At 55.9% G+C, this 21,427-nt stretch carries 18 protein-coding genes; 12 read left to right on the top strand and 6 right to left on the bottom strand.

The features are described from left to right. The first annotated feature begins 31 nt into the window (after nt 1-31). Both Q3Y66_RS14975 and Q3Y66_RS14980 read left to right on the top strand, forming a co-directional pair. Nucleotides 32-175 (top strand): hypothetical protein, encoded by a 144-nt coding sequence (locus Q3Y66_RS14975; RefSeq protein WP_008956045.1) that lies wholly within the window; start codon nt 32-34, stop codon nt 173-175. A 258-nt stretch (nt 176-433) separates the two neighbouring features. Then, entirely contained in the window at nt 434-1,300 is an 867-nt protein-coding gene (locus tag Q3Y66_RS14980; protein WP_202945527.1) for a DMT family transporter, read from the top strand. Nucleotides 1,301-1,361: 61 nt separating this feature from the next. On the opposite strand, the gene Q3Y66_RS14985 is transcribed toward Q3Y66_RS14980, so the two are convergent. The 3 genes from Q3Y66_RS14985 to Q3Y66_RS14995 form a co-directional block, all read right to left on the bottom strand. Then, nucleotides 1,362-1,577 (bottom strand): DUF2798 domain-containing protein, encoded by a 216-nt coding sequence (locus Q3Y66_RS14985; RefSeq protein WP_008956043.1) that lies wholly within the window; start codon nt 1,575-1,577, stop codon nt 1,362-1,364. A gap of 95 nt (nt 1,578-1,672) precedes the next feature. Then, nucleotides 1,673-3,856 (bottom strand): OsmC domain/YcaO domain-containing protein, encoded by a 2,184-nt coding sequence (locus Q3Y66_RS14990; protein ID WP_008956042.1) that lies wholly within the window; start codon nt 3,854-3,856, stop codon nt 1,673-1,675. Between the two features lie 121 nt (nt 3,857-3,977). After that, nucleotides 3,978-4,862 (bottom strand): alpha/beta fold hydrolase, encoded by an 885-nt coding sequence (locus Q3Y66_RS14995; protein WP_008956041.1) that lies wholly within the window; start codon nt 4,860-4,862, stop codon nt 3,978-3,980. Nucleotides 4,863-4,988: 126 nt separating this feature from the next. Here Q3Y66_RS14995 and Q3Y66_RS15000 point away from each other — a divergent pair, with 126 nt between their 5' ends. Further along, complete coding sequence (locus tag Q3Y66_RS15000; protein WP_008956040.1) at nt 4,989-5,999, top strand: zinc-binding alcohol dehydrogenase family protein; 1,011 nt, start codon at nt 4,989-4,991, stop codon at nt 5,997-5,999. A 29-nt stretch (nt 6,000-6,028) separates the two neighbouring features. On the opposite strand, the gene Q3Y66_RS15005 is transcribed toward Q3Y66_RS15000, so the two are convergent. After that, complete coding sequence (locus Q3Y66_RS15005; RefSeq protein WP_008956039.1) at nt 6,029-6,622, bottom strand: TetR/AcrR family transcriptional regulator; 594 nt, start codon at nt 6,620-6,622, stop codon at nt 6,029-6,031. Nucleotides 6,623-6,827: 205 nt separating this feature from the next. Here Q3Y66_RS15005 and Q3Y66_RS15010 point away from each other — a divergent pair, with 205 nt between their 5' ends. The 6 genes from Q3Y66_RS15010 (at nt 6,828) to Q3Y66_RS15035 (ending at nt 14,030) form a co-directional block, all read left to right on the top strand. After that, nucleotides 6,828-8,054 carry an efflux RND transporter periplasmic adaptor subunit gene (locus Q3Y66_RS15010; RefSeq protein WP_035586012.1) on the top strand — a complete coding sequence of 409 codons (1,227 nt, stop codon included), beginning with the start codon at nt 6,828-6,830 and terminating at the stop codon, nt 8,052-8,054. Beyond that, nucleotides 8,051-11,188, top strand: a complete 3,138-nt coding sequence (locus Q3Y66_RS15015; protein ID WP_008956037.1) for an efflux RND transporter permease subunit — start codon at nt 8,051-8,053, stop codon at nt 11,186-11,188. Before Q3Y66_RS15010 ends, Q3Y66_RS15015 begins: the two co-directional genes overlap by 4 nt. Continuing rightward, entirely contained in the window at nt 11,188-12,594 is a 1,407-nt protein-coding gene (locus Q3Y66_RS15020) for an ATP-binding protein (protein ID WP_008956036.1), read from the top strand. The genes Q3Y66_RS15015 and Q3Y66_RS15020 overlap by 1 nt, the downstream gene beginning before the upstream one ends. A 74-nt stretch (nt 12,595-12,668) precedes the next feature. Beyond that, nucleotides 12,669-13,364: a response regulator gene (locus Q3Y66_RS15025; protein ID WP_008956035.1), complete on the top strand. Its 696-nt coding sequence runs from the start codon at nt 12,669-12,671 to the stop codon at nt 13,362-13,364. A gap of 166 nt (nt 13,365-13,530) precedes the next feature. Beyond that, nucleotides 13,531-13,821, top strand: a complete 291-nt coding sequence (locus tag Q3Y66_RS15030) for a hypothetical protein (protein ID WP_008956034.1) — start codon at nt 13,531-13,533, stop codon at nt 13,819-13,821. 29 nt (nt 13,822-13,850) lie between these two features. Then, nucleotides 13,851-14,030, top strand: a complete 180-nt coding sequence (locus Q3Y66_RS15035; protein WP_008956033.1) for a hypothetical protein — start codon at nt 13,851-13,853, stop codon at nt 14,028-14,030. A 13-nt stretch (nt 14,031-14,043) separates the two neighbouring features. Here Q3Y66_RS15035 and Q3Y66_RS15040 read toward each other — a convergent pair whose 3' ends face one another. Then, a complete protein-coding gene (locus tag Q3Y66_RS15040) occupies nt 14,044-14,994 on the bottom strand; it encodes an alpha/beta hydrolase (RefSeq protein WP_008956032.1) in 951 nt (316 codons plus the stop codon). Between the two features lie 149 nt (nt 14,995-15,143). Here Q3Y66_RS15040 and Q3Y66_RS15045 point away from each other — a divergent pair, with 149 nt between their 5' ends. From Q3Y66_RS15045 to dauA, 3 genes are all read left to right on the top strand, one after another. Beyond that, the gene (locus Q3Y66_RS15045; protein WP_008956031.1) at nt 15,144-15,563 is read left to right on the top strand and encodes a hypothetical protein; all 420 of its coding nucleotides are present in this window, start codon (nt 15,144-15,146) and stop codon (nt 15,561-15,563) included. Between the two features lie 213 nt (nt 15,564-15,776). Beyond that, nucleotides 15,777-17,825: a choline BCCT transporter BetT gene (gene betT / locus Q3Y66_RS15050; RefSeq protein WP_008956030.1), complete on the top strand. Its 2,049-nt coding sequence runs from the start codon at nt 15,777-15,779 to the stop codon at nt 17,823-17,825. A gap of 149 nt (nt 17,826-17,974) precedes the next feature. Next, complete coding sequence (dauA, locus tag Q3Y66_RS15055; protein WP_008956029.1) at nt 17,975-19,711, top strand: C4-dicarboxylic acid transporter DauA; 1,737 nt, start codon at nt 17,975-17,977, stop codon at nt 19,709-19,711. 86 nt (nt 19,712-19,797) lie between these two features. On the opposite strand, the gene Q3Y66_RS15060 is transcribed toward dauA, so the two are convergent. Beyond that, nucleotides 19,798-21,318: an aldehyde dehydrogenase family protein gene (locus Q3Y66_RS15060; RefSeq protein ID WP_008956028.1), complete on the bottom strand. Its 1,521-nt coding sequence runs from the start codon at nt 21,316-21,318 to the stop codon at nt 19,798-19,800. Between the last annotated feature and the right edge of the window lie 109 nt (nt 21,319-21,427).

Here is a 21,427-nt window from a genome sequence, read left to right on the forward strand (position 1 = left end):
TGCTGCCTTTGCGTCGCCGCTCTGGCAGTGGATGGTGGGTGGCGATAGTGAACTCTTTGCTCGCTTGGTGCAGTCACTATTCGATATGGCGGAAGTGAGCGTCGATATTATTTTGGTGCTGCTTGGCACCATGACGCTGTACCACCTTCTATGTGCTGGCGGTCTATTTCGGTGAGGTGGGCATTACCCGCATCCGCCATGGTCTCGGCTGCGCGCTGGTGGCTGATTTAGCAGGTGTTACCACTGCCATTGCAGTGTGCTACTGGTTCTTTGGGTAAGTGCTGAAACGTTCGATTTTCATAGAATGTCTGCCACACTTATGGGCGACGTACGCTTTAAACGCCAACTGGGATTGGAGGTTTGAGCCCTTAACACTTTATAGAAACAGTTTCGCATGGATTGCGCAGCCTTATCGAGGCTACAAGGAGAGTAAATAATGGGTGTCAGTACAGTGTTTGTGGCGCTAGCCGCATTTTTCTGGGGTGTGTCCGGCGGGATTGGTAGCATCCTTATAGAGAGTGGCTGGGCCCCGTCAGTCGTTTCATTTTACCGTGGGTTTATCGGGCTTCTTTTCGTACTTGTTTGGTTGCTGATTCGGCCCCGTAGCAGCGGGTTCTCGAATCGACAGTTATGGCTTTGGTCTACTATCGCGGGCCTTGGTGTTGCAGGCAATTTCTCCTTCTATTTCATAAGTATTGAGCACGGTAGCGTGGCCGTTGCAGCTACATTGATGTATTGCGCCCCGGTATTTGTATATCTCATATCATTCGCGCTAAAGCTTGAAAGGCCCACGGTATCAAAATGGGCGGCAATCGCCTTAGTGATGATTGGTATTGTGCTTTTGACAAAGCTTTACGAGATTGGCGCAAGCGATTTATCGCTGATCGGTGTGGGTGCTGGGCTACTTGCAGGGCTCTCTTACGCCGTTTTCATTTTCGGTTTTAAATACGCAGCTCCCCATGGGAGCCCTCAGGCAATCCTTTCGATTGCCTTTGCAGTGCTTTCCATCGTGCTGATATTGCCGAGCGATATTGATCAAACCGTGAGCGTTGTAAGCTCTTCAGAATGGCCGCTGTTTTTAGCCCTGGGCGTACTGGGGGCGGGTCTCTCCTTTGTGCTTTACATTGTCGGCCTGAAACACACCGCGCCCGCGTTAGCTTCGATGATAGCCATGGTAGAGCCCGTTACTGCAACACTATTTGGCTTCTTACTCTTAGATGGAAGCCTCGACATTATTCAGATAATCGGTATGGGACTGATCCTGGTGACCGTGACCGCACTGAGCGTTACGTCGAGCTAGGCATAGCTTTTTACAAGTGCTCGTTGTAAGCGCTCTTTGTAAGCGACTAACCATTGGTTCGTTAGATCTTCTCGGCAATGCGGTGGGCTAATCTATGAATAAAGGGTCCGCTGATAAACGCGATGATCCCTGCGGCTGGCCACGCCAACAGCCATGCATGCATCCAGATGCCGACGAAGTCAGCATGCGTACCAATATTCACGTAGGTCACCCAGGCAGACATAATCAGCGACAGCGTAAACGACATGAGAATTGCGAAAATAATTCTATGTTTCATAGAAAGCCCTTAACTACCGCTTCACGTACATCAAAGCCATCCTGCTGGTACCGTCGCGCCAGCAGAGATGAACTGTCATTGATCTTGGTTAACGCTTAATTACCCGCTTTCGCCGCCCGAGCAGCGTGGAGCTTCTTGTAGCTGTCGATCAGGCGCTGGTGGCGCTCAAGGCCCTCTAACTGCATGTTAGTCGGGGTTAGGCCATGGAAGCGTTCCTCGCCACTTACTGAGCCCACGACGGCCGCCATGGTTTCCTCGCCAAACATGCGCTGGAAGCTATGTAGATAATCGTTTAGCTCCAGCTCGTCATCCAGCACAATTTCCAGCACCGCGTTCACTGCTTGATAGAACAGGCCGCGCTCGACGGTGTTGTCATTGTATTGGAGGAACATCTGCACACAGTCCAGCGCCTCTTCATGACGCTGCAGCGCCAGATAGACCAACAGCTTCAGTTCCAGAATCGTCAGCTGACCCCAGACGGTGTTCTCGTCAAACTCAATGCCGATCAGGGTAATAATGTCGGCATGGTCATCCATCTGGCTCTCTTCCAGCCGCTCGACCAGATCAGTGAGCTGATCGTCGTCGAGGCGGTGCAGGTTGAGAATATCTTCGCGGTAATCCAACGCCTTATTAGTGTTATCCCAGATCAGATCTTCGATGGGATATACCTCGGAGTAGCCCGGCACCAGAATACGGCACACCGGTGCGCCCAGGTCTTCGTGTACCGCCATGTACACTTCAGCGCCCAACTCTTCAAAGATGCCAAATAGCGTCTCGGCCTCTTCATCATTGCTGCCAGAGAAGTCCCACTCGCTGAACTCGAAGTCGGACTTGGCACTAAAGAAACGCCAGGAGACCACGCCGACCGAGTCAATGAAGTGCTCCACGAAGTTGTTCGGCTCAGAGACCGTCTGCGAATTGAAGGTGGGCAGCGGCAGGTCGTTCAGGCCTTCGAAGCTGCGGCCTTGCAGCAGTTCGGTCAAGCTGCGCTCCAGCGCCACTTCAAAGCTCGGGTGGGCACCAAAGGAGGCAAACACGCCGCCGGTGCGCGGGTTCATCAAGGTGACACACATCACTGGGAACTGCCCGCCCATGGAGGCATCTTTTACCAGCACCGGGAAGCCCTGTGCTTCCAGGGCGTTAATGCCTTCGACGATACTTGGGTACTTGGCTAACACTTCCTGCGGTACATTCGGCAGGGCTAGCTCCTGCTCGAGGATTTCACGCTTCACCGCCCGCTCAAAAATTTCTGACAGGCACTGCACCTGGGCTTCTACCAGGGTATTCCCTGCACTCATACCGTTACTAAGAAACAGGTTTTCGATCAGGTTGGAGGGGAAGTAGACCGTTTCACCGTCGGATTGGCGTACAAACGGCAGCGAGACAACACCCCGGTCTTCACGACCCGAGTTGGTATCAATCAGGTTGGAGCCGCACAGCTCGCCTTCCGGGTTGTAAATGGCCAGGCAGTGCTCGTCGAGAATTTCTACGGGCAGCTCGTCGTTCGGGCCCGGCTTGAACCACTTCTCATTGGGGTAGTGAACAAATTCACTGTTGGCAATCTCTTCACCCAAAAACTGGTCGTTATAGAAGAAGTTGCAGCTCAGGCGTTCGATAAACTCGCCCAGCGCCGAACAAAGCGCACTCTCTTTGGTCGCGCCTTTGCCGTTGGTAAAGCACATCGGTGAGGCCGCATCGCGAATATGCAGCGACCAAACGTGAGGCACGATATTGCGCCAGGAGGCGATCTCGATCTTCATGCCCAGGTCAGCCAGGATCGCACTCATATTGGCGATGGTCTGCTCCAGCGGCAGGTCTTTACCCTCGATATAGGTGCTGCTGCCTTCCGGTGCGCCCATAAGCAGCGCTTGGGCATCTTCGTCTATGTTCTCTACCGTCTCGATCTGAAAGTCGGGACCAGTTTGCACCACTTTCTTCACCGTGCAGCGGTCAATGGAGCGCAGAATGCCCTGGCGATCTTTTTCAGAAATATCTTCCGGCAACTCGACCTGAATTTTGAAGATCTGCTTATAGCGGTCTTCCGGGTCGACGATATTGTTCTGGGAAAGACGGATATTCTCAGTGGGAATGTCTCGAGCGTTGCAGTAAACCTTTACGAAGTAGGCCGCGCACATGGCAGACGACGCCAGGAAGTAGTCAAACGGTCCTGGTGCCGAGCCGTCGCCTTTGTAGCGAATCGGCTGGTCGGAGATAACCGTAAAATCGTCGAACTTGGCCTCCAGGCGGAGGTTGTCGAGATAGTTAACTTTGATTTCCATGAGCGGGCATCCGGAGCAATGAGTGTGCCTAGGCTTTTGCAAAAACAAGCCAGCAGGCGAATTGCGGCCCATTATCCAGTTTTTTACTCGCTTCGTCTTGGTCAGTCGCCTCCCGAATCGCCTATCCAGCGTCGAGAAGAAACGGCAACGCTTCATCCAGCAGTATTTCGGGAATCTCTTCAGCTATATAGTGGCCGCAAGGGAGTGTTTTGCCTTTTACATCGGTAGCGACTTTTTGCCATTCACTGAGTGCATCGAAGCAAGCTTCAATGGCGCCTTCAGCGCCCCACATCACTTTTATCGGACAGGTGAGCTTAATGCCCGCGTCGATATCGGCCTGATCATGCTCCAAATCGATGGTGGCACTGGCGCGGTAGTCGCCACAAATACCGGTGGCGGTGCCTGGGAGCGACAGGCAGCGCTCGTATTCGGCCAGCGCTTCTGGGAAGAAAGGCGCCATACCGGCACTGCGGGCACCCATTACGCTTTTCAGATACTGGGCGGGGTCGCTCTGGATCAGCCTTTCCGGCAGCGGCTGGGGGCGAATCAGGAAGAACCAATGCCAGTAGCTGCGCGCAAAGGCCTCATTAGTGCCGCGATACATGGCAAGCGTTGGCGCGATATCGAGAAGCACCATACGCTCAACTCGCTCAGCGTGGTCCACGCCTAAACGGTGGGCGACTCGAGCCCCACGATCATGGGCCAGCACTTTAAAACGTTCAAAGCCCCGCGCGCTCATTAGCTCTGCCATATCGGCAGCCATGGCGCGCTTGGCGTAATTTAGGTGCTCAGGATCGTCGTCGGGTTTACTGCTGTCGCCGTAACCGCGCAGGTCGGCTGCGATAACGGTGAAATGCTGGGCAAGCTCTTCTGCCACTTTGTGCCAAATCACGTGGGTCTGTGGGTGGCCGTGGAGCAGAAGAAGTGCCGGGCCGCTGCCGCCCATTCGAAACGTAATGTCGACACCGTTAACGTGACGTGTCTGTTTTTCAAACCCTTCAAACATGGTGAGCTCCTGACTTATGTCATGACGAATCAATTCAGCCTGCGCTGATATTACGCAGCAGAGTTCTTTTTAATAAAACAACATCCGGGCATGATGGTGCCACTTATCGTTAACGAGAGAACTACTATGAAAGCGATCGCCTTTACCCAAAGCCTGCCTATTGATCATCCTGATGCGCTTCAAGAGATTGAGTTACCTATCCCAACGCCAGAAGCCCACGACATTCGCGTTGCAGTCAGCGCGGTTTCCGTAAACCCTGTTGATGCCAAAGTGCGCAATAGTGCCCTACCGCAAACCGGCGAGCCGCGCGTACTTGGATATGATGCGGTGGGTATTGTGGACGCCGTTGGCAGCGCCGTTACGCGTTTTCAGCCGGGTGACCGGGTGTGGTACGCAGGCAATATCGCCCGCCAGGGCTCTAACGCTGAGTTTCAACTGGTCGATGAGCGCATCGCCAGCCTAGCGCCGAAAAGCCTTTCTGACACTGAAGCCGCTGCGCTTCCACTAACCGCCATTACCGCTTGGGAACTGCTGTTTGACCGGCTAGAGCTGGGCATGCGTGATACCCAAGGCAAAAGCCTATTGGTGATTGGCGCCGCGGGAGGCGTTGGCTCGATCCTGGTGCAACTTGCTAAACAGCTCACCGATATTACCGTGATTGGTACGGCGTCTCGGCCCGAAAGCCAAGCCTGGGTGAAGTCGCTAGGCGCTGATGCCGTTATTAATCATCACCAGCCGCTTGATCAAGAGCTTAAAGCAGCGGGCTTTGACGGCGTGGATATGGTGATTAGCCTTAACCAGACCGATCATCACTTTGAGGCCATTATTGAAGCCCTCAAGCCCCAGGGAAAACTGGCGCTTATTGATGACCCTGAGCTAATCGATGTGCGTAAGCTCAAAATGAAAAGCCTGTCGCTGCATTGGGAACTGATGTTTACCCGCCCGCTGTTCGCGACGGATGATCTCGCCAAGCAGCATGACCTGCTTACCAAAGTAGCGGCCATGGTCGATGACGGTCGCCTAAAAACGACTCTAGGCGAGGTATTGGGCCCGATTAACGCCGAGAATTTAAAGCGCGCACACGCTCTGATTGAGAGCAACCGCACGATTGGCAAACTGGTCTTGGAAGGCTTTTAATACGCGCTCAACGTCACGTCCATCGCTGGCTATGGCGATGGGCGTACCAGTACTTGCTGGAACAGGATCGTTTCAAACTGCTCCATCGGCTCGACGGATTTAAGCGTTTTGGCACGCAGAATGGCACCTTCCCAACCGGTGAGAATAAAGCTGGCGAGCGCCTCGGGTGCGGTGTGGCTGGCAATATCACCCCGCGCCTGAGCATCCTGCAGGCAGCGCACGAAGCGCTGTTCCCAGCGCTGTAGCACGAGGTTTAACGCATCGCGGAAGGTGTCGCTCTGGCCCGAAAGCTCTTGGCCAAGGTTGCCAATCAAGCAGCCCGTGGCATGATCGCACTCGTGCATATGGTCACGGCCTGCTGCGAAGTACCGTTTCAGGCGCTCAAGTGGTGGCGTCTCACTATCTTCCAGCAGTGCCACCAGCGTTTCGTCATAAGTAGCCGCAAAGCGCTCAATCACCGCCAGCCCGAAATCCTCTTTGCTGGAGAAGTAGTGATAGAAGGAGCCCTTGGGTACACCGCAGGCCTTTAAAACGGCATTAATACCCGTCGCGTTGTAGCCTTGCTGACTAATCAGCTCGGCGCCACTATCAATTAATTTGTCGCGGGTTACATTGTTTTTCATATACTTAAAGTAGACCAGTCAGTCTATTACTATCAAATGAGTGAAAGCCAAGTAAGTAAAAGCCAAATGATTGAGTGCCAAGTAAATGTTAATTACATGTTATTTGCACATTGTTTGACTAATCGCTGCTTAACAATGCGTGATGCTAGCATCATACGCTTATTTTTCTGGAATTTTCGCCCTAGCCAACGGATGACGCGCGGTAATGACACCAAAACGCTCCCTCTCTTCTCCACAATCGTCTTACCAACGAGGCCGCATTCGTATAGGCGCTGTGGTGGCATTATTGATTCTTATGGGCACCCTGGCGCTCGCCTGGTGGATTATTACCCAACCGCCCCGTATTGAGCGAACCCCACCGCCGGAGCCTCCACCTACTATGGTAGATGTCGTCACGGTAAACGCGAGTGTTCAGGCACCTAATCTTTACGGCTTTGGGCGCGTTGAAGCAGAGCAGGAGGCGATGTTAGCCAGCCGTGTGGCGGGGCAATTGGAGCGTTTTGCCGATGGCGTGGTGCCTGGCCAAGTCGTTGAACAGGATGCCGCCGTGGCGTTTATTGATCAAGCCGACCTAGCATTAAGCCTGGAAGATGCCGAAGCGCAGCTGGCCACTGCGCAAGCGTTACTTGCTTTAGAGCAGGCGGAACAGCAGCGCGCGCGCAGTGAGTACGAATCCTTTGGGCGTCAGCTTTCTGCTGAGCGACGTTCGCTGGTACTGCGTGAACCCCAGCTGCGCCAAGCACAAGCCGAACTCACCCAAGCACGCGTGGCCCGCGATCAGGCAGCACTGAATGTTGAGCGCGCCACCCTCACCGCCCCCTGGCGCGCCATGGTGCAGGAGCGCTTGGTCGGCGCTGGCAGTCTGCTCAGTCAAGGAACCGAGGTATTGCACCTGGTGGGCGTCGAGCAGTTTTGGGTGCGCGCCTCACTACCCGGTGAGTGGATGGAGTGGCTGGAAGCGGGCAGTAGCGTGACGTTAACCAGCCGCGGCTGGCCCGAAGGCGCCACACGTGAAGGCACGCTGGTGTCGATGTTGCCCAGCCTGGAAGAGAATGGCCTGCAGGCACAGCTACTCATCGCAGTGAACGACCCTCTGGCGCTAGAGAGCGACGGCCCGGCCCTGCGCCTGGGCGATGTGCTTCGCGCCTCCTTTCAACCCGCTATTCAAGAGCAGCTCATATCACTACCCTTTGCCGCGCTTCGCCCAGGGGATGTTACGTGGCGGGTCGACGAGGAGAATCGCCTGCGTCGCACGCCAGTCACACTAGCCTATCGCGGGGAAGATGACGCCTTGATTCGTAGCGGTCTGGAAACCGGCCAGCAGGTCGTCACCGCGGGCTTGGCCCAGCCTCGAGAAGGCCAGCTAGTGCGCATTCGTCGGCCCAACGACACCCCGGCCCAAGCGGGAGATGAACCGGGAGACGAATCATGAAGGTACCACGCGGCCCATTGGCATGGATGGTGGATCACGGGGTAGCCCCCAACTTATTGATGGTGCTGTTTATCGTCGGCGGCCTAATGGCGTCGCTAGCGATTAAAAAGGAAGTATTCCCTGAATTCGACATCGAAGTCGTGCAAGTCACTATCAGCTACCCTGGCGCCACGCCGGAGGATGTGGAACAGAGCCTGCTGCTACCGGTGGAAGCCGCGATAGCCGATGTAGAGGGCATCGACGAGCTGACAGCGACGGCCAGCGAAGGCAGCGCCAACGTCAGCGCTACGCTGATTGACGGCATTGATGTCATGCGCGCCTATCAGGATATTCAGCAGGCAGTGAACGCTATCACCACGCTGCCCAGCGCCGCCGATCCACCACGTTTCACCCTGGCGGGACGCTCTCGCAGTGTGCTCAGCCTACAAGTTTATGGCCAGGTCGGCCTAGAGGCACTCCACGATGCGGCTGAAGATGTACGCGGCGAGTTGCAAGCCACATCGGGCATTTCCCGCGCTGAGCTTTCCGGCAACCGCGAGCGGGAGATTCAAGTCCATCTGGATGAAGAGGCCATCGAGCGCTTTGGTCTCGACCATCAGGAGCTGGCTAGCCGCATCGCCGAAGAGGCGCTTGACCTTGCCAGTGGTCAGCTAACAACGGCCGAAGGCGAGTGGCTAATTCGCTATCAAGGGCGGCGCAATAGCGCTGAAGCCTTTGCAGAGCTGCCGATACTCACCAGCACTCAGGGCGCTCCGATTACACTCGGTGAGATCGCCAGGGTCAGTGACGGTTTTGCCGAGACCGATCGCGAGGAGTTCTATAACGGTCAGCCTGGCCTCTCTGTGGATGTTTACCAGATTGGCGACCAGACCCCGACCAGTATCTCTGAAGCGGTCAACGGAGAGCTTGAGCGCTTGCGGGAAGGTATGCCGGAAGGCGTCAGCCTGGATATTTCCCGCGACAGCTCAGAAGTTTACGAAGACCGTCTTAGCCTGCTGTTAAAAAACGCCTGGATGGGCTTAGCGCTGGTATTGGTACTCATGGCGCTGTTTCTGGAAGCACGGCTAGCCTTCTGGGTCACCCTGGGCATTCCGACGGCGTTTCTGGGCGCCATGCTGTTTCTGCCCTGGATCGGCGTCTCGCTCAACATGATGTCGATGTTCGCCTTTATTATCGCCCTTGGGATCGTGGTGGATGACGCCATTATCGTTGGCGAAAATATCTACAGCTACCGGGAAGAGGGCTACTCGCTGCGCGATGCAGCGGTGAAAGGCGCCAGCGAGATCGCCACGCCACTTACGTTTGCCATTCTGTCCAATATCGTCGCCTTCCTGCCGCTGCTTTTTTTACCGGGCTTTTTAGGGCTGATTTTTGCCACGGTTCCGGTGGTGGTGGTGACCGTCTTTCTGATCTCCTGGCTGGAAGCGCTCGTCATACTGCCCGCCCACTTAGCCCATAGCCGCAAACCGCGCCAAACGCCGGCGTGGCAGCGTCCGCTTGAATCACTTCGCCAGCGCCTTCAGGGCGGCTTGCACCACTTCACCTATCGTCAGTTCGAACCGTTTCTGCAGCGCGCGCTGAACCAACGCCTGCTGAGTATTTCGCTGGGCATCGCCATTCTCTTGATCGCCCTCTCCTGGGCAATGAGCGGGCGTTTGGGCTTTTCCCTGATGCCACGGGTCGAATCGGATCAGGTGCAGGCAACGGTAACGCTGCCCATTGGCAGCAATATCAGCGTTAGCCGTGAGCTTAGCCAACAGCTGCTCGACGCCGCCGATGTCCTCAGCGAGCGCGAAGAAACACTCAGCTTTAGTAGCTCGCGCAGTCGCCTGGACGGCGAAAGCCTGGAAGTACGTTTGGATATTGCCAGCGAGAGTTTAGAGGCTTGGCCACCGTCGCGCATCGCCCGGGAGTGGCGCGACCTAACCGGCGATTTGCTCGGCGCTCAGTCAGTGCGTTTTGAGGCTGATGTCGGCGGCCCCGGCAGCGGCGCGGCGCTCAGCCTGCGCCTTTCCCACCCGGACACGCAGGTATTGGAAGCCGCCGCTGAACGCTTGGCGGAAACATTGGGCGGCTATGGACTCACCGATATCGACAGCGGCCTGGGCGACGGTAAACCTCAGTTAGAGATGCGTCTTTCTGCCGAGGGCCGTGCGTTGGGGCTCACAGGCAGCAATTTAGCCGAAGCGCTACGCGGACCTCTTCAGGGTGCCACGGCACTTGAACAGTACGTCGGGCGCAGCGAAATCAGCGTTGAGGTTCGTCTGCCCAACGACAACCGCGACAGCCTGAATGAGCTCTACCGCATGCCGGTGCGCACGCCTGATGGCCTCAGCGTGCCACTTTCACGGGTAGCCGACATCACCATCAGCCAGGCCTCTAGCAGTCTTGAGCGCATTAACGGGCGACGCATTATTACCGTGACCGCCGACTCAGAAAGCGATCTGGCCATTAACCAGGTACTGGCAACGCTGCAGGAAGAGGTGTTCCCCAACCTTGAAGCAACCTGGCCAGGGCTTGAGGTCAGCATGGGCGGTCGTCAGCAGGACACCGCCGACAACTTGGCCACGCTCAAGACCTCCATGTGGTTAATGATTGCCGCTCTTTACGCACTGCTCGCCATTCCGTTCCGTAGCTATTTGCAGCCGCTGCTGGTGTTGGCCGCCATTCCCTTCGGCATTGTCGGTGCAGTGGCCGGCCATATGATTATGGGTTTCGGGCTTTCGATTATAAGTTTGCTGGGCATGCTCGCGCTCTCTGGCGTGGTGATCAACGATGCGCTGGTGCTGATTGACTACGCCAACCGTAAACGCCGCGAAGGCATGGATGCCCGGGGCGCCATCGTGGCAGCGGCTACCCGCCGTTTACGGCCGATTATGATGACCACGTTGACGACCTTCTTGGGCTTGGCACCTATGATCTTGGAAACCTCGCGACAAGCACGTTTTATGATTCCTATGGCGATTTCGCTAGGTTTTGGCATGCTGTTCGCAACGGCTATTCTGTTAATTCTGGTGCCCTGCCTCTATCTGGGCATGGAGAATGTTCGCGAACGGCTTAGTGCCCCGCGCCAGCCCTCACCCAGCAACAAATTGAGCGACAACAAATCGAGTCAAGAAGAGGGAGCTCATTAATGGCAGTGCTCACCGCGATACGCCAATGGCGGCCCTCTCGGCTGGGCCTGAAGCTGTTTGTGATTATCTTAAGCGTCAATGTGGCCATCTCAGCCAGTATGTTTCTGGCCGTCTCCTACAGTATTGACCGTGGCTTTCTCGACTATCTCAACCAAGCTCAGGAGCGCCGCGCCACGCTGCTGGCAGACGGTCTTGTCACACGCTGGGAAACCCAGCAGAGCTGGGAGTGGTTGGAGCAGTCACCGGAACGCTGGCCGTTTATTGTTCGTTTTGAGCTTGGCCAGGAGCATCGCGACCGACCCTCACCGCTTGGCGAAGCGCGGGATTTTAGCCTGCGCGCAGCAGATGGTCGCTTTGTCGTGCCACCCCATAGCGGGCGCGAAAACTCGGGCAACTGGCATTGGCTAACCCTGCAAAGCGGTGAAACCACTATCGGTTCGCTGGGGTTCAGGCCGCCGCGGGAAATGATGGAGCGCATGGAGAGCCGCTTTCTGGAGCGCCAGCAGCGTAATCTGGTGCTTATCGTCATCTCACTCTGCGTTGCTTCATTGCTACTGGCGGGCGGGCTTTCCTGGTGGCTGGGGCGTCGTACCCGGGCATTGGCCGGCGCTACGCTGCGCCTTACCGAAGGCGACTACCACACCCGGCTACCGGAACGCGGCCGCGACGAGCTCTCGCGCCTGGCGCGGGATTTCAATGTGCTTGCCGCCACGCTGGAAGCCAGCCGTGATGCCCGCGCCCGCTGGGTATCAGATACGGCCCATGAGCTGCGCACGCCGCTGGCGGTGCTGCGCGGAGAGATCGAAGCCATGCAGGATGGCATTCGACCCCTGAATCAGGAGAACCTCGGCTCGCTCGCCCAAGAGGTGGGTCAACTAGAGCGTTTGGTGGCGGATTTACGCCTGCTTTCCCAAAGCGACGCGGGCGCGCTGGATATACAGCTGGCCCCGATGGATCTTAGCGACTGCCTGGCTAGCCGCCTGGCTGACGCTGACCGCTGGTTAGTGGACAGCGGCTTAACGCTGACCGAACAGATCGAGCCTGGCATTATGATTCGTGGCGATGCCCAGCGTCTGCGCCAGCTGTGGAACAACCTGTTGGATAACAGCTGCGCTTACACTCAGCCGCCGGGAGAGCTGCGTGTTACGCTCACGACTCAACAAGGGGAAGCGGTGGTCACTTGGGAAGATAGTGCGCCGGGGGTACCGGAAGGTGAGCTGGCCCGTTTGACCGAGCGACTCTATCGAGTGGAAGGATCACGCAGCCGTGCTAGTGGCGGCAGCGGTCTAGGGCTCTCTATTGCGAGCGCCTTGGTCAATGCCCATGGTGCAACGCTGACGCCCTCTACCTCAACGCTAGGTGGGCTGCGCTGGACGCTGCGCTTTCCTCTGTTGGCCGCTAATTAATGTTTTTCAGAGTTCGTGTTTAAAAACTGTTTTAAGCCATGCTTTCCCGTTCACTGCTAAGCGAGTCTACCGCTATGTCTCATGCTGCCTCTTTGCTCGTTGTCGAGGATGAACCGAAAATTGCCCGCCTGATGGCGGACTACTTAACCACCCATGGCTTTGAGGTGACGACCCTGGGCCACGGGGATGAAGTGATGCCGTGGCTGGAACAACACTCCCCAGCCCTGGTGCTGCTCGATATTATGCTACCGGGTAAAGATGGCCTTACTCTGAGCCGGGAAATTCGCCAGCTGTGGCCCTCCATTGCACTCATCATGGTCACCGCCAAGGTAGAAGAGGTCGACCGCCTGCTGGGACTGGAGCTAGGCGCCGATGACTATATCTGCAAGCCTTTTAGCCCTCGTGAAGTCGTCGCTCGGGTCAAAGCCGTACTGCGCCGCAGCCAAGCGGCAGCCGAGGCGCCGAGTGAAGTACAAAACGCCCCGGTGGTGTTAAACGAAGACGGCTGGCAAGCCCTCGCCCACGGACAGGACCTGGGCCTGACCGCGGTGGAGTTTCAGTTATTGCGCGTAATGATGCAGGCACCGGGGCGCATCTTCAGCCGCGAACAGCTGATGGATCACATGTACCGCGATAACCGCATCGTCTCAGAGCGCACCGTGGACAGCCACATTAAAAAACTGCGCAAGAAGATCCACGAAGCGCTGCCAGAACTGGAAATCATCCGCTCGGTATATGGTGTCGGCTATAAGTATCAGCCGGAGGGGTAAGGTTATTAGCTAGGCGAGATACTCACGCTTATCAGTGTAAGCTAAAGTATTGTCTCGGGCTGTCGATAACACTATTAGCCTGCTTAGAACCTAATTTCCCTAAGCAAGTCTGTGTAGACGCAGTCGCGCCTGCTTAAAATAGCCTTAACACTAACGAGAGATTGCCATGACCATCTCTTTATCTACCGGGAGTGCCCCTTTAAACGCACATCCTTTACGTAGTGAGCCGTTAAATGTCGATAAGGTAACAACTACACCGATCACTTCTAACGCCGCAACGACGGATTCCAACACCAGCATTCACTTGGATCTTTCTCCCGTGGCTAGAGGCATCGCCTCAGCTTCAGAAAAGGCTGGCAATACACAGGAAGCCAAGAACACCAAAATCGATGAAAGCGATCTCCCGCAGGAGATTAAAGAACTACTAAAGCGAATTGTTGAAATAGAGAAAAATTAAGGGAGAAACAGCAGGAACTGGAAGAGGTTATGCGCGACCAGTCCCTAAACGATGAGCAACGCCAAGCAAAACTCGACGCCCTGCAACAGGAAATCAGTAGCCTCAATAATTCGCTTCAAGAGGCTATGAGCCAACTAAGCAAACTCGTCACTCAGCTGGATCTTGATGATGATGCTGTTGTCGGAATGATGTCATTGGCCATGTCTTGATGACGTACAGCCGTTAAGGATTGACCTGCCGATTAAGAAACGCGATGCCCGCATCTATGGCGCCGCCACGCAGCAGGAAGCTGGTGATGTGGCCGCGCCAGCGCTGCAGGTATAGTTCGCTTTCGATGTTGTTAGCCTGCAGGGCTTGATAGAAGTCCGTAGCGTGATCCACCGGCACGAGTTTGTCCCACTTGCCGTGAAAGAGAAAAAAAGGCGGTGCCTGTGGGGTAATTTGCCAGGCAGGCGACGCTAGCCGGTACGTCTCGGTCTCTTCTGCGCGGGTGCCGCCAATAAAATCAACCACCAGCGGCCCATCCTCAAACTTGAGCAAATCACTGGGAAGACCACCAGCAAGCACCGCGGCCAGACGGCTCTGCTCACCGCCGTATGGCTCCGCCAATGGCCCTTCGACGCCCGCTAGCGCCAACAAACTTACCAGGTGAGCACCGGATGAAAAGCCAACGCCCACAATGCGATCGGTATCCACCTGCCACTCATCGGCGTTAGCGTGAATCCAGCTCATGGCCTGCTGCAAATCGTGTAACTGGTTGGGAAAGCGGTATTCCGGCGCAAAACGGTACTCAACATTCACCGTCACATAACCTTGCCCGGCTAGCTGTTCGGCAATGCCCTGCATATCTTGCGGTGTACGATTGCGCCAGCCGCCGCCATGCACTACTAATGCCGCGGGTCGCCGCGTATCCGTTGATCCATTGGGCAGATAAACAGTCGCCTTTAACGCCTGTGGCCATGCCTCGGGTGTGTAAGTAACTGGGGCCAAGCGCTCAAAAGGCTGGGGTTCATGCAAAGGGTTACTCTCAACAGCAGGCTCGCCCTGGCTAATATGTTGGGAAGCGCTACAGCCATTTAATAGCAAGGCAAGCGCCCCCAGGCCAGTAACACGACGTAGGGTGGTAAACGCGCAACGCTGTTGCCACACGCGAAAGTATTCGATTCGCGACATTAAGTTGCTCCTTGATAATTAGGTAACCCCTCACCTATCGACTACGACCTGCCACGGGCTAATAAGATCATGATTGTTGCACACTATCTGCAAACGGTTTGCACGCCTCCTAGCGATACTGGCATCGTCAACTCACCAGGAGAGAACTTATGAAACTTACAAATGCTAAGAAACTGTCAATTCGCCAACTGTTCGCCCCGGCCCTGCTAGCTATTGCGATTGCCCCGCTAGCGCTTACCGCTCAAGCGGATAGCCACGGTGACCATGAAGGTAAAGGCCCTGATCGCGAGCGCATGGAAGAGCGCATGGAGGAGCGTCGCCAAGAGGTATATCAGCGCGCTGAAATCTCTGAAGAGAAGCAGGCTGAGCTCAACGAAGCTCACGCTGAGCATCGTGAAGCCATGCACGCGCTGCGTGAAGAGCACCACGAGCGGGTCGCCGAGATCCTCTCTGAGGAAGAGCAGGAAGCGCTGCGCAACGCCATGCACGAAGCCCATGAAGAGTATCGGGGTAAGCACGGCAAGCGCGGCCACCACGGTGATAACGACGACAACGCCGATAGTGAATAAGCGTTGATTAGTTTTTAAACGTTAGCGTGAACGCCCGGCTTGCCGGGCGTTTTTGCATCTGCCTTTGCATTTTTCTCATCGCTCACTGCACGCTTATTCACCCCACACAAGGGAGGTTAACTTGAAGGGGATGGTTTAATCGCGTATTTTATTTGAACGTTCATTCAAAATAAATATTACCGCCCCCCCCTTCAACAAAAGGAGTCCACCCCGATGGCGAAAGACAATCCCGTCCTTCCCTCACGCGACCGCCTCAATCCCGTGGTTTTCCACGGCAGTGTGGCGGGCATACTTATTTTTCTAGTGCTCACTATGCTGTTTACCGAGCAAGCTGGGGCCTTTTTCGATGCCGGGCTTGCCTGGGTGAGCAAAACCTTTGGCTGGTACTACATGCTCGCCATCGTGGCTTACTTGGTTTTCGTGGTCGCCATTGGTATGTCCCGCTTTGGCAGCATTCGTCTGGGGCCTGATCACTCTCGGCCTGAGTTCTCGCTACTCTCCTGGTCGGCCATGCTGTTTGCCGCGGGTATCGGTATCGACCTGCTATTCTTCAGCGTTGCCGAACCGGTTGCCCACTATTTGGCACCGCCGGATTTAACCCCGGAAAGCCAGGAAGCGATGCGTAACGCCGTCGTTCAAACCTATCTGCACTGGGGGCTCTCCGGCTGGGGGCTGTACGTGTTGATGGGTATGGCGCTGGCCTACTTCAGCTACCGTCACCGTTTGCCGCTGGCGATTCGTAGCGCTCTCTACCCAATCCTCGGTAAACGTATCCACGGCCCGATTGGTAACGCGGTGGACATTACCGCAGTGATCTCCACCGTGTTCGGCATTGCTACCAGTCTCGGTATTGGGGTAATGCAGCTCAACTACGGCCTCACCTATATGTTCGGTGTGCCGGAAACCCTCACCGTGCAGGTGATCTTGATTGTGCTGGTGGTCGTATTAGCGACTATTTCCGTGGTGACCGGGGTTGAGAAAGGCATTCGCCGCTTATCAGAGTTCAACATGCTGCTGGCGTTGGCGCTGATGCTGTTTGTACTCTTTTCGGGCGACACACTGATGTTGCTGGATAAAGTGGTCAACAACGCCGGTGATTATTTATCGGGCTTTGTCGGCGCTAGCTTCGACACTTACGCCTTTGCCGATGAGGGCGCACAAGAGTGGAAGATGTGGTGGACGATCTTCTTCTGGGGCTGGTGGATTGCCTGGACGCCTTTCGTGGGGCTGTTCCTGGCACGTATCTCCCGTGGCCGTACCATTCGCGAATTTGTCGCCGGTGCACTGTTTATTCCGCTGGCCTTTATGATGGTGTGGATGTCGGTCTTCGGTAACAGCGGCATTGAGCTGGTCGCCAACCAAGGCGTTGCCGAGCTGGGTGAACAGGCCCTTAACACCCCGCAAACCACGCTTTACACGCTGCTTGAGTACTACCCATACGTTGGCCTTACCGCGGCGGTCGTCACCGTACTGGGTATTGTGTTCTTTATTACCTCAGCGGACTCCGGTGCACTGGTATTGGCCAACTTCACCTCTATTTTGAGCGATGTGAACCACGATGCGCCGGTGAAGCTGCGTATTTTCTGGTCGGTGATGATCGGTTTGATCACCATAGCTCTGCTGATGGCAGGTGGCTTGAATGCCCTGCAGAGCGCCGTGGTCATCACCGCACTGCCCTTCTCGCTGGTGATTTTCGCGGTCATGGTAGGCATGTATAAAGCCCTGAAAATGGAAGGCAGCAAGGCCGATGCGCGCCGCATGATTGCCGGTAGCGCCCCTGGCGGCGACTGGAAAGAGCGTTTGGATCGCGCCCTGGATACCTCTAACCGCGCGGGTGCGGCCGCCACCATCGAGCATGCGATTCGCCCGGCGATGACGCAGTTCGCCCAGGAGCTTGAGAGCCGAGGCCAAACCGCCAATGTGACCGAAGAGCACGTTGAGGGTGAAACGCTTCCCAACTTGATGCTCCAGGTCGATTTTGGCGAAGCCACCAGTTTTGTTTACCAAGTGTGCCCGCATCGCATGCGTACACCGAGCTTTATCCCGGCAGACGATGACTTCTATGTACGCCTGGATGTGTACTTGGCGGAAGGCGGGCAGGATAAAGACCTTAACGGCTACACCCGTGGTCAGGTGATTGGTGATTTGGTCTGCGAATATGAGCGCCATCTTCACTTCCTCACCCTGGCGGGTCAGCAGATGGGCCATATGCAGGCAATGCCAGGCACGATTGGCGAGCCGCCTGAAGACGCTCAGATGTAACGGCGTCCACATTGAAGCAACCTTAATCCCGGCCTCTGTGCCGGGATTTTTTGTGCGCGAACGGCTCTGAAAAAACGCTTTGTTGTGGGAACTCCAGGGTAGGCGTAGCTTGGTAGCCTGTTTTCCCAAACACTTAGGAGGCTGGCCACATGTCCCGCGCACATCGACCCTCGGGGTACGTTTTCCCGATGCCTGGCAGTGCGTTACTCAACGCCTGGCGTGAAGGTTATTCGCTGGGTAAATTAAAGCGCGACGTGATGGCGGGGCTGACAATTGGCGTCGTTGCCGTACCGCTTTCCATGGCGCTGGCGATTGCCACTGGGGTGCCGCCCCAACACGGGCTCTATACAGCCATTGTGGCGGGGGCGGTGATCGCGCTAACCGGCGGCTCACGATTTAACATCTCCGGCCCCACCGCTGCGTTTGTGGTTATTCTCTTCCCGATTGTTGCCAACCATGGCTTGGGGGGGCTGCTGATTGCCACCTTTATGGCGGGCGCTATTTTGGTCGCGCTGGGTCTTTCGCGATTGGGCAGTCTCATTCAGTACGTGCCTTACCCGGTCATTCTTGGCTTTACGGCGGGCATCGGCGTGGTGATTGCGCTGTTACAGCTGCCGGACTTTTTGGGTTTGGCGGGTGTCGAGCTTGGCGATAGCACCCTGGATAACTTGATGCTGATCGGCCAAGCGCTGCCCACGCTGTCGCTGGCGGAGATCAGCGTCGGACTTATCACCTTAGCAACACTGCTCGTTTGGCCGCGCTTAAATACCCCAATACCTGCCCCGCTGGTAGGGTTAGCGGTGGGTACGCTGGCAGCCTCGCTACTGCTGATGAGTGGCGTTGAAGTGGATACGATCGCCTCGCGGTTTAGCTGGGAGTTTCAGGGTGAAAGCGGCAGCGGCATTCCGCCCTTTGCGCCCAGTTTCGTGGCCCCTTGGCATCTCCCGGGTGCAGATGGCACGCCGCTTGAAATCGACTTTGCGTTGATTCAAGCGCTGCTGGGCCCGGCACTGGCGATCGCTTTACTCGCTGCGATTGAATCGTTGCTGTGCGCCGTTGTCGCAGATGGCTTAACCCGCACCCGCCATGACCCCAATGCAGAACTAATTGGCCAAGGGCTCGGCAATCTAGTGGTGCCCTTCTTTGGCGGTATTACCGCCACGGCCGCACTGGCACGCACCGCGACCAACATCAAAAGTGGCGCGTTTTCACCTGTTGCGGCGCTGGTGCACTCGTTAGTGGTGCTGCTGTCCGTTGTCGCGCTGGCGGGCGTGTTGGGATATGTACCGATGGCTGCGTTGGCCGCGCTGCTGTTTATTATTGCCTGGAACATGAGTGAAGCGCGGCATTTTATGCATACGCTAAAAAGCGCACCTGCCAGCGATGTATGGGTATTGGTAATCTGTTTCGCACTGACGGTTATTTTCGACATGGTGATCGCCGTGGCCGTCGGTATTGGCCTAGCCGCCGCGCTATTTATTCGCCGAATGGCGCAGCTAACCCATACCCAGCGTCTAGACGCCCTCTCTACGGGTGAGCACTTCCCACCAGAAGTAGCGCTCTACAAAATTAGCGGCCCGCTGTTTTTTGGCGCCGCAGAAAAAGCCATTGCCACGCTGCGGATCATTGATCACAGCGTGAGAATCGTCGTTTTGGATATGCGCGATGTGCCTAGCCTGGATACCACTGCGATGGTGGCGCTAGACACACTGCGCCGCGAGCTCGGCGAGCAAGGCGTGGGAGTAATGTTTGTTGGGCTGCCGCCGCGCTTGGCGTTGAAAATAAAGCGTGCGGGCATTCGTCGCGAAGTGGGTAAATTAGCCGTGGTTAACAACCTTGCCCACGCCGAGCGTATGTCACGCCGCTGGTTAGGAACGACTGATTAGAAAGGGCTGGCCAGGCAAGTTGGGGCTACAAAAAAGCCTCCCGGCAAACAGCGCAGGGAGGCTATTAAGTTACAAAACGTCAGGCTTTAAAAGAAGCCTAGCGGATTGATATCGTAGCTGACCAGCAGGTTTTTGGTTTGCTGGTAGTGCTCAAGCGCCACCTTGTGGGTTTCACGACCCACACCGGATTTCTTGTAACCACCGAAGGCTGCATGGGCCGGATATTGGTGGTAGCAGTTGGTCCACACACGCCCGGCTTGAATGCCTCGGCCCATGCGGAAAGCGACGTTGATATCGCGGCTCCACACGCCTGCGCCCAAGCCAAACTCGGTGTCGTTGGCAATCGCCAGGGCTTCTTCTTCATCTTTAAAGGTAGTGACGGCCACCACCGGGCCAAAGATCTCTTCCTGAAAGACGCGCATCTGGTTGGTACCCTTCAGCAGCGTGGGCTGAATGTAGTAACCGCTGTTAATGCTGTCGTCCATGGTCTCTTTATTACCGCCGGTGAGGAATTCGGCCCCTTCATCCCGGGCGATATCCATGTAGGACATGATCTTGTCGAACTGCTCCTGGGAAGCCTGGGCACCTACCTGTACATCGGTATCTAGCGGGTTACCGCGCTTGATGGTTTTGGTGCGCTCGATGACCTTGGCCATGAACTCGTCGTACATGCTCTCTTGGATCAGCGCGCGCGAGGGGCAGGTACACACTTCGCCCTGGTTGAAGAACGCCAGCACCAAGCCCTCTACCGCTTTATCAATAAACGTCGGTTCGGCGTTCATGATGTCAGCAAAGTAGATGTTGGGGGATTTGCCGCCTAGCTCCACGGTAGAGGGAATAATGTTTTCTGCCGCGCATTTCAAAATATGCGAACCGACAGGCGTGGAGCCGGTAAAAGCGATCTTGGCGATACGCTTGCTGCTGGCCAGTGCCTGACCCGCTTCAGCGCCAAAGCCGTTGACGATATTGAGAACGCCAGGCGGTAGCAGATCGCCAATCACTTCCATCACTTTCAGAATCGACGCGGGGGTTTGTTCCGCGGGCTTCAAGACCACACAGTTACCCGCAGCCAGCGCAGGCGCCAGTTTCCAGGCGGCCATTAGGATCGGGAAGTTCCAGGGGATGATCTGGCCCACCACGCCTAGCGGTTCGTGGAAGTGATAGGAAACCGTGTTGGCATCGATATCCGCTGCAGTGCCCTCCTGCGAGCGCAGGCAGCCGGCAAAGTAGCGGAAGTGATCGACAGCCAATGGAATATCGGCATTGATGGTTTCGCGTACCGCTTTACCATTATCCCAGGTTTCGGCGACGGCGAGCATTTCCAGATTTTGCTCAATGCGGTCGGCGATTTTCAACAGAATATTGCTGCGCTCTTGAACAGAGGTTTTACCCCAGGCAGGCGCCGCTTTGTGGGCAGCATCTAAGGCCTTATCGATATCTTCTGCCGTCGAGCGGGGAATTTCGCAAAAAACATGGCCATTAACAGGGCTGATGTTATCAAAGTACTGGCCTTTGACCGGGGCAACGAATTCGCCGCCGATATAGTTGCCATAGCGCTTTTCAAATGACACCAGTGAACCGGTGTCACCAGGGTTGGCGTAGATCATTGTCATGCTCCTGAGTATTATGATTATTAAAGGTGCTTTTTTAAGATGCCTAAACAGTGTTGTTCACTAAAGCAAATGGCGATATAGCCCGATGGCAGGATTAGCCCTC

The sequence above is a fragment of the Halomonas sp. HAL1 genome (assembly GCF_030544485.1).
Lineage (GTDB): Bacteria > Pseudomonadota > Gammaproteobacteria > Pseudomonadales > Halomonadaceae > Vreelandella > Vreelandella arctica.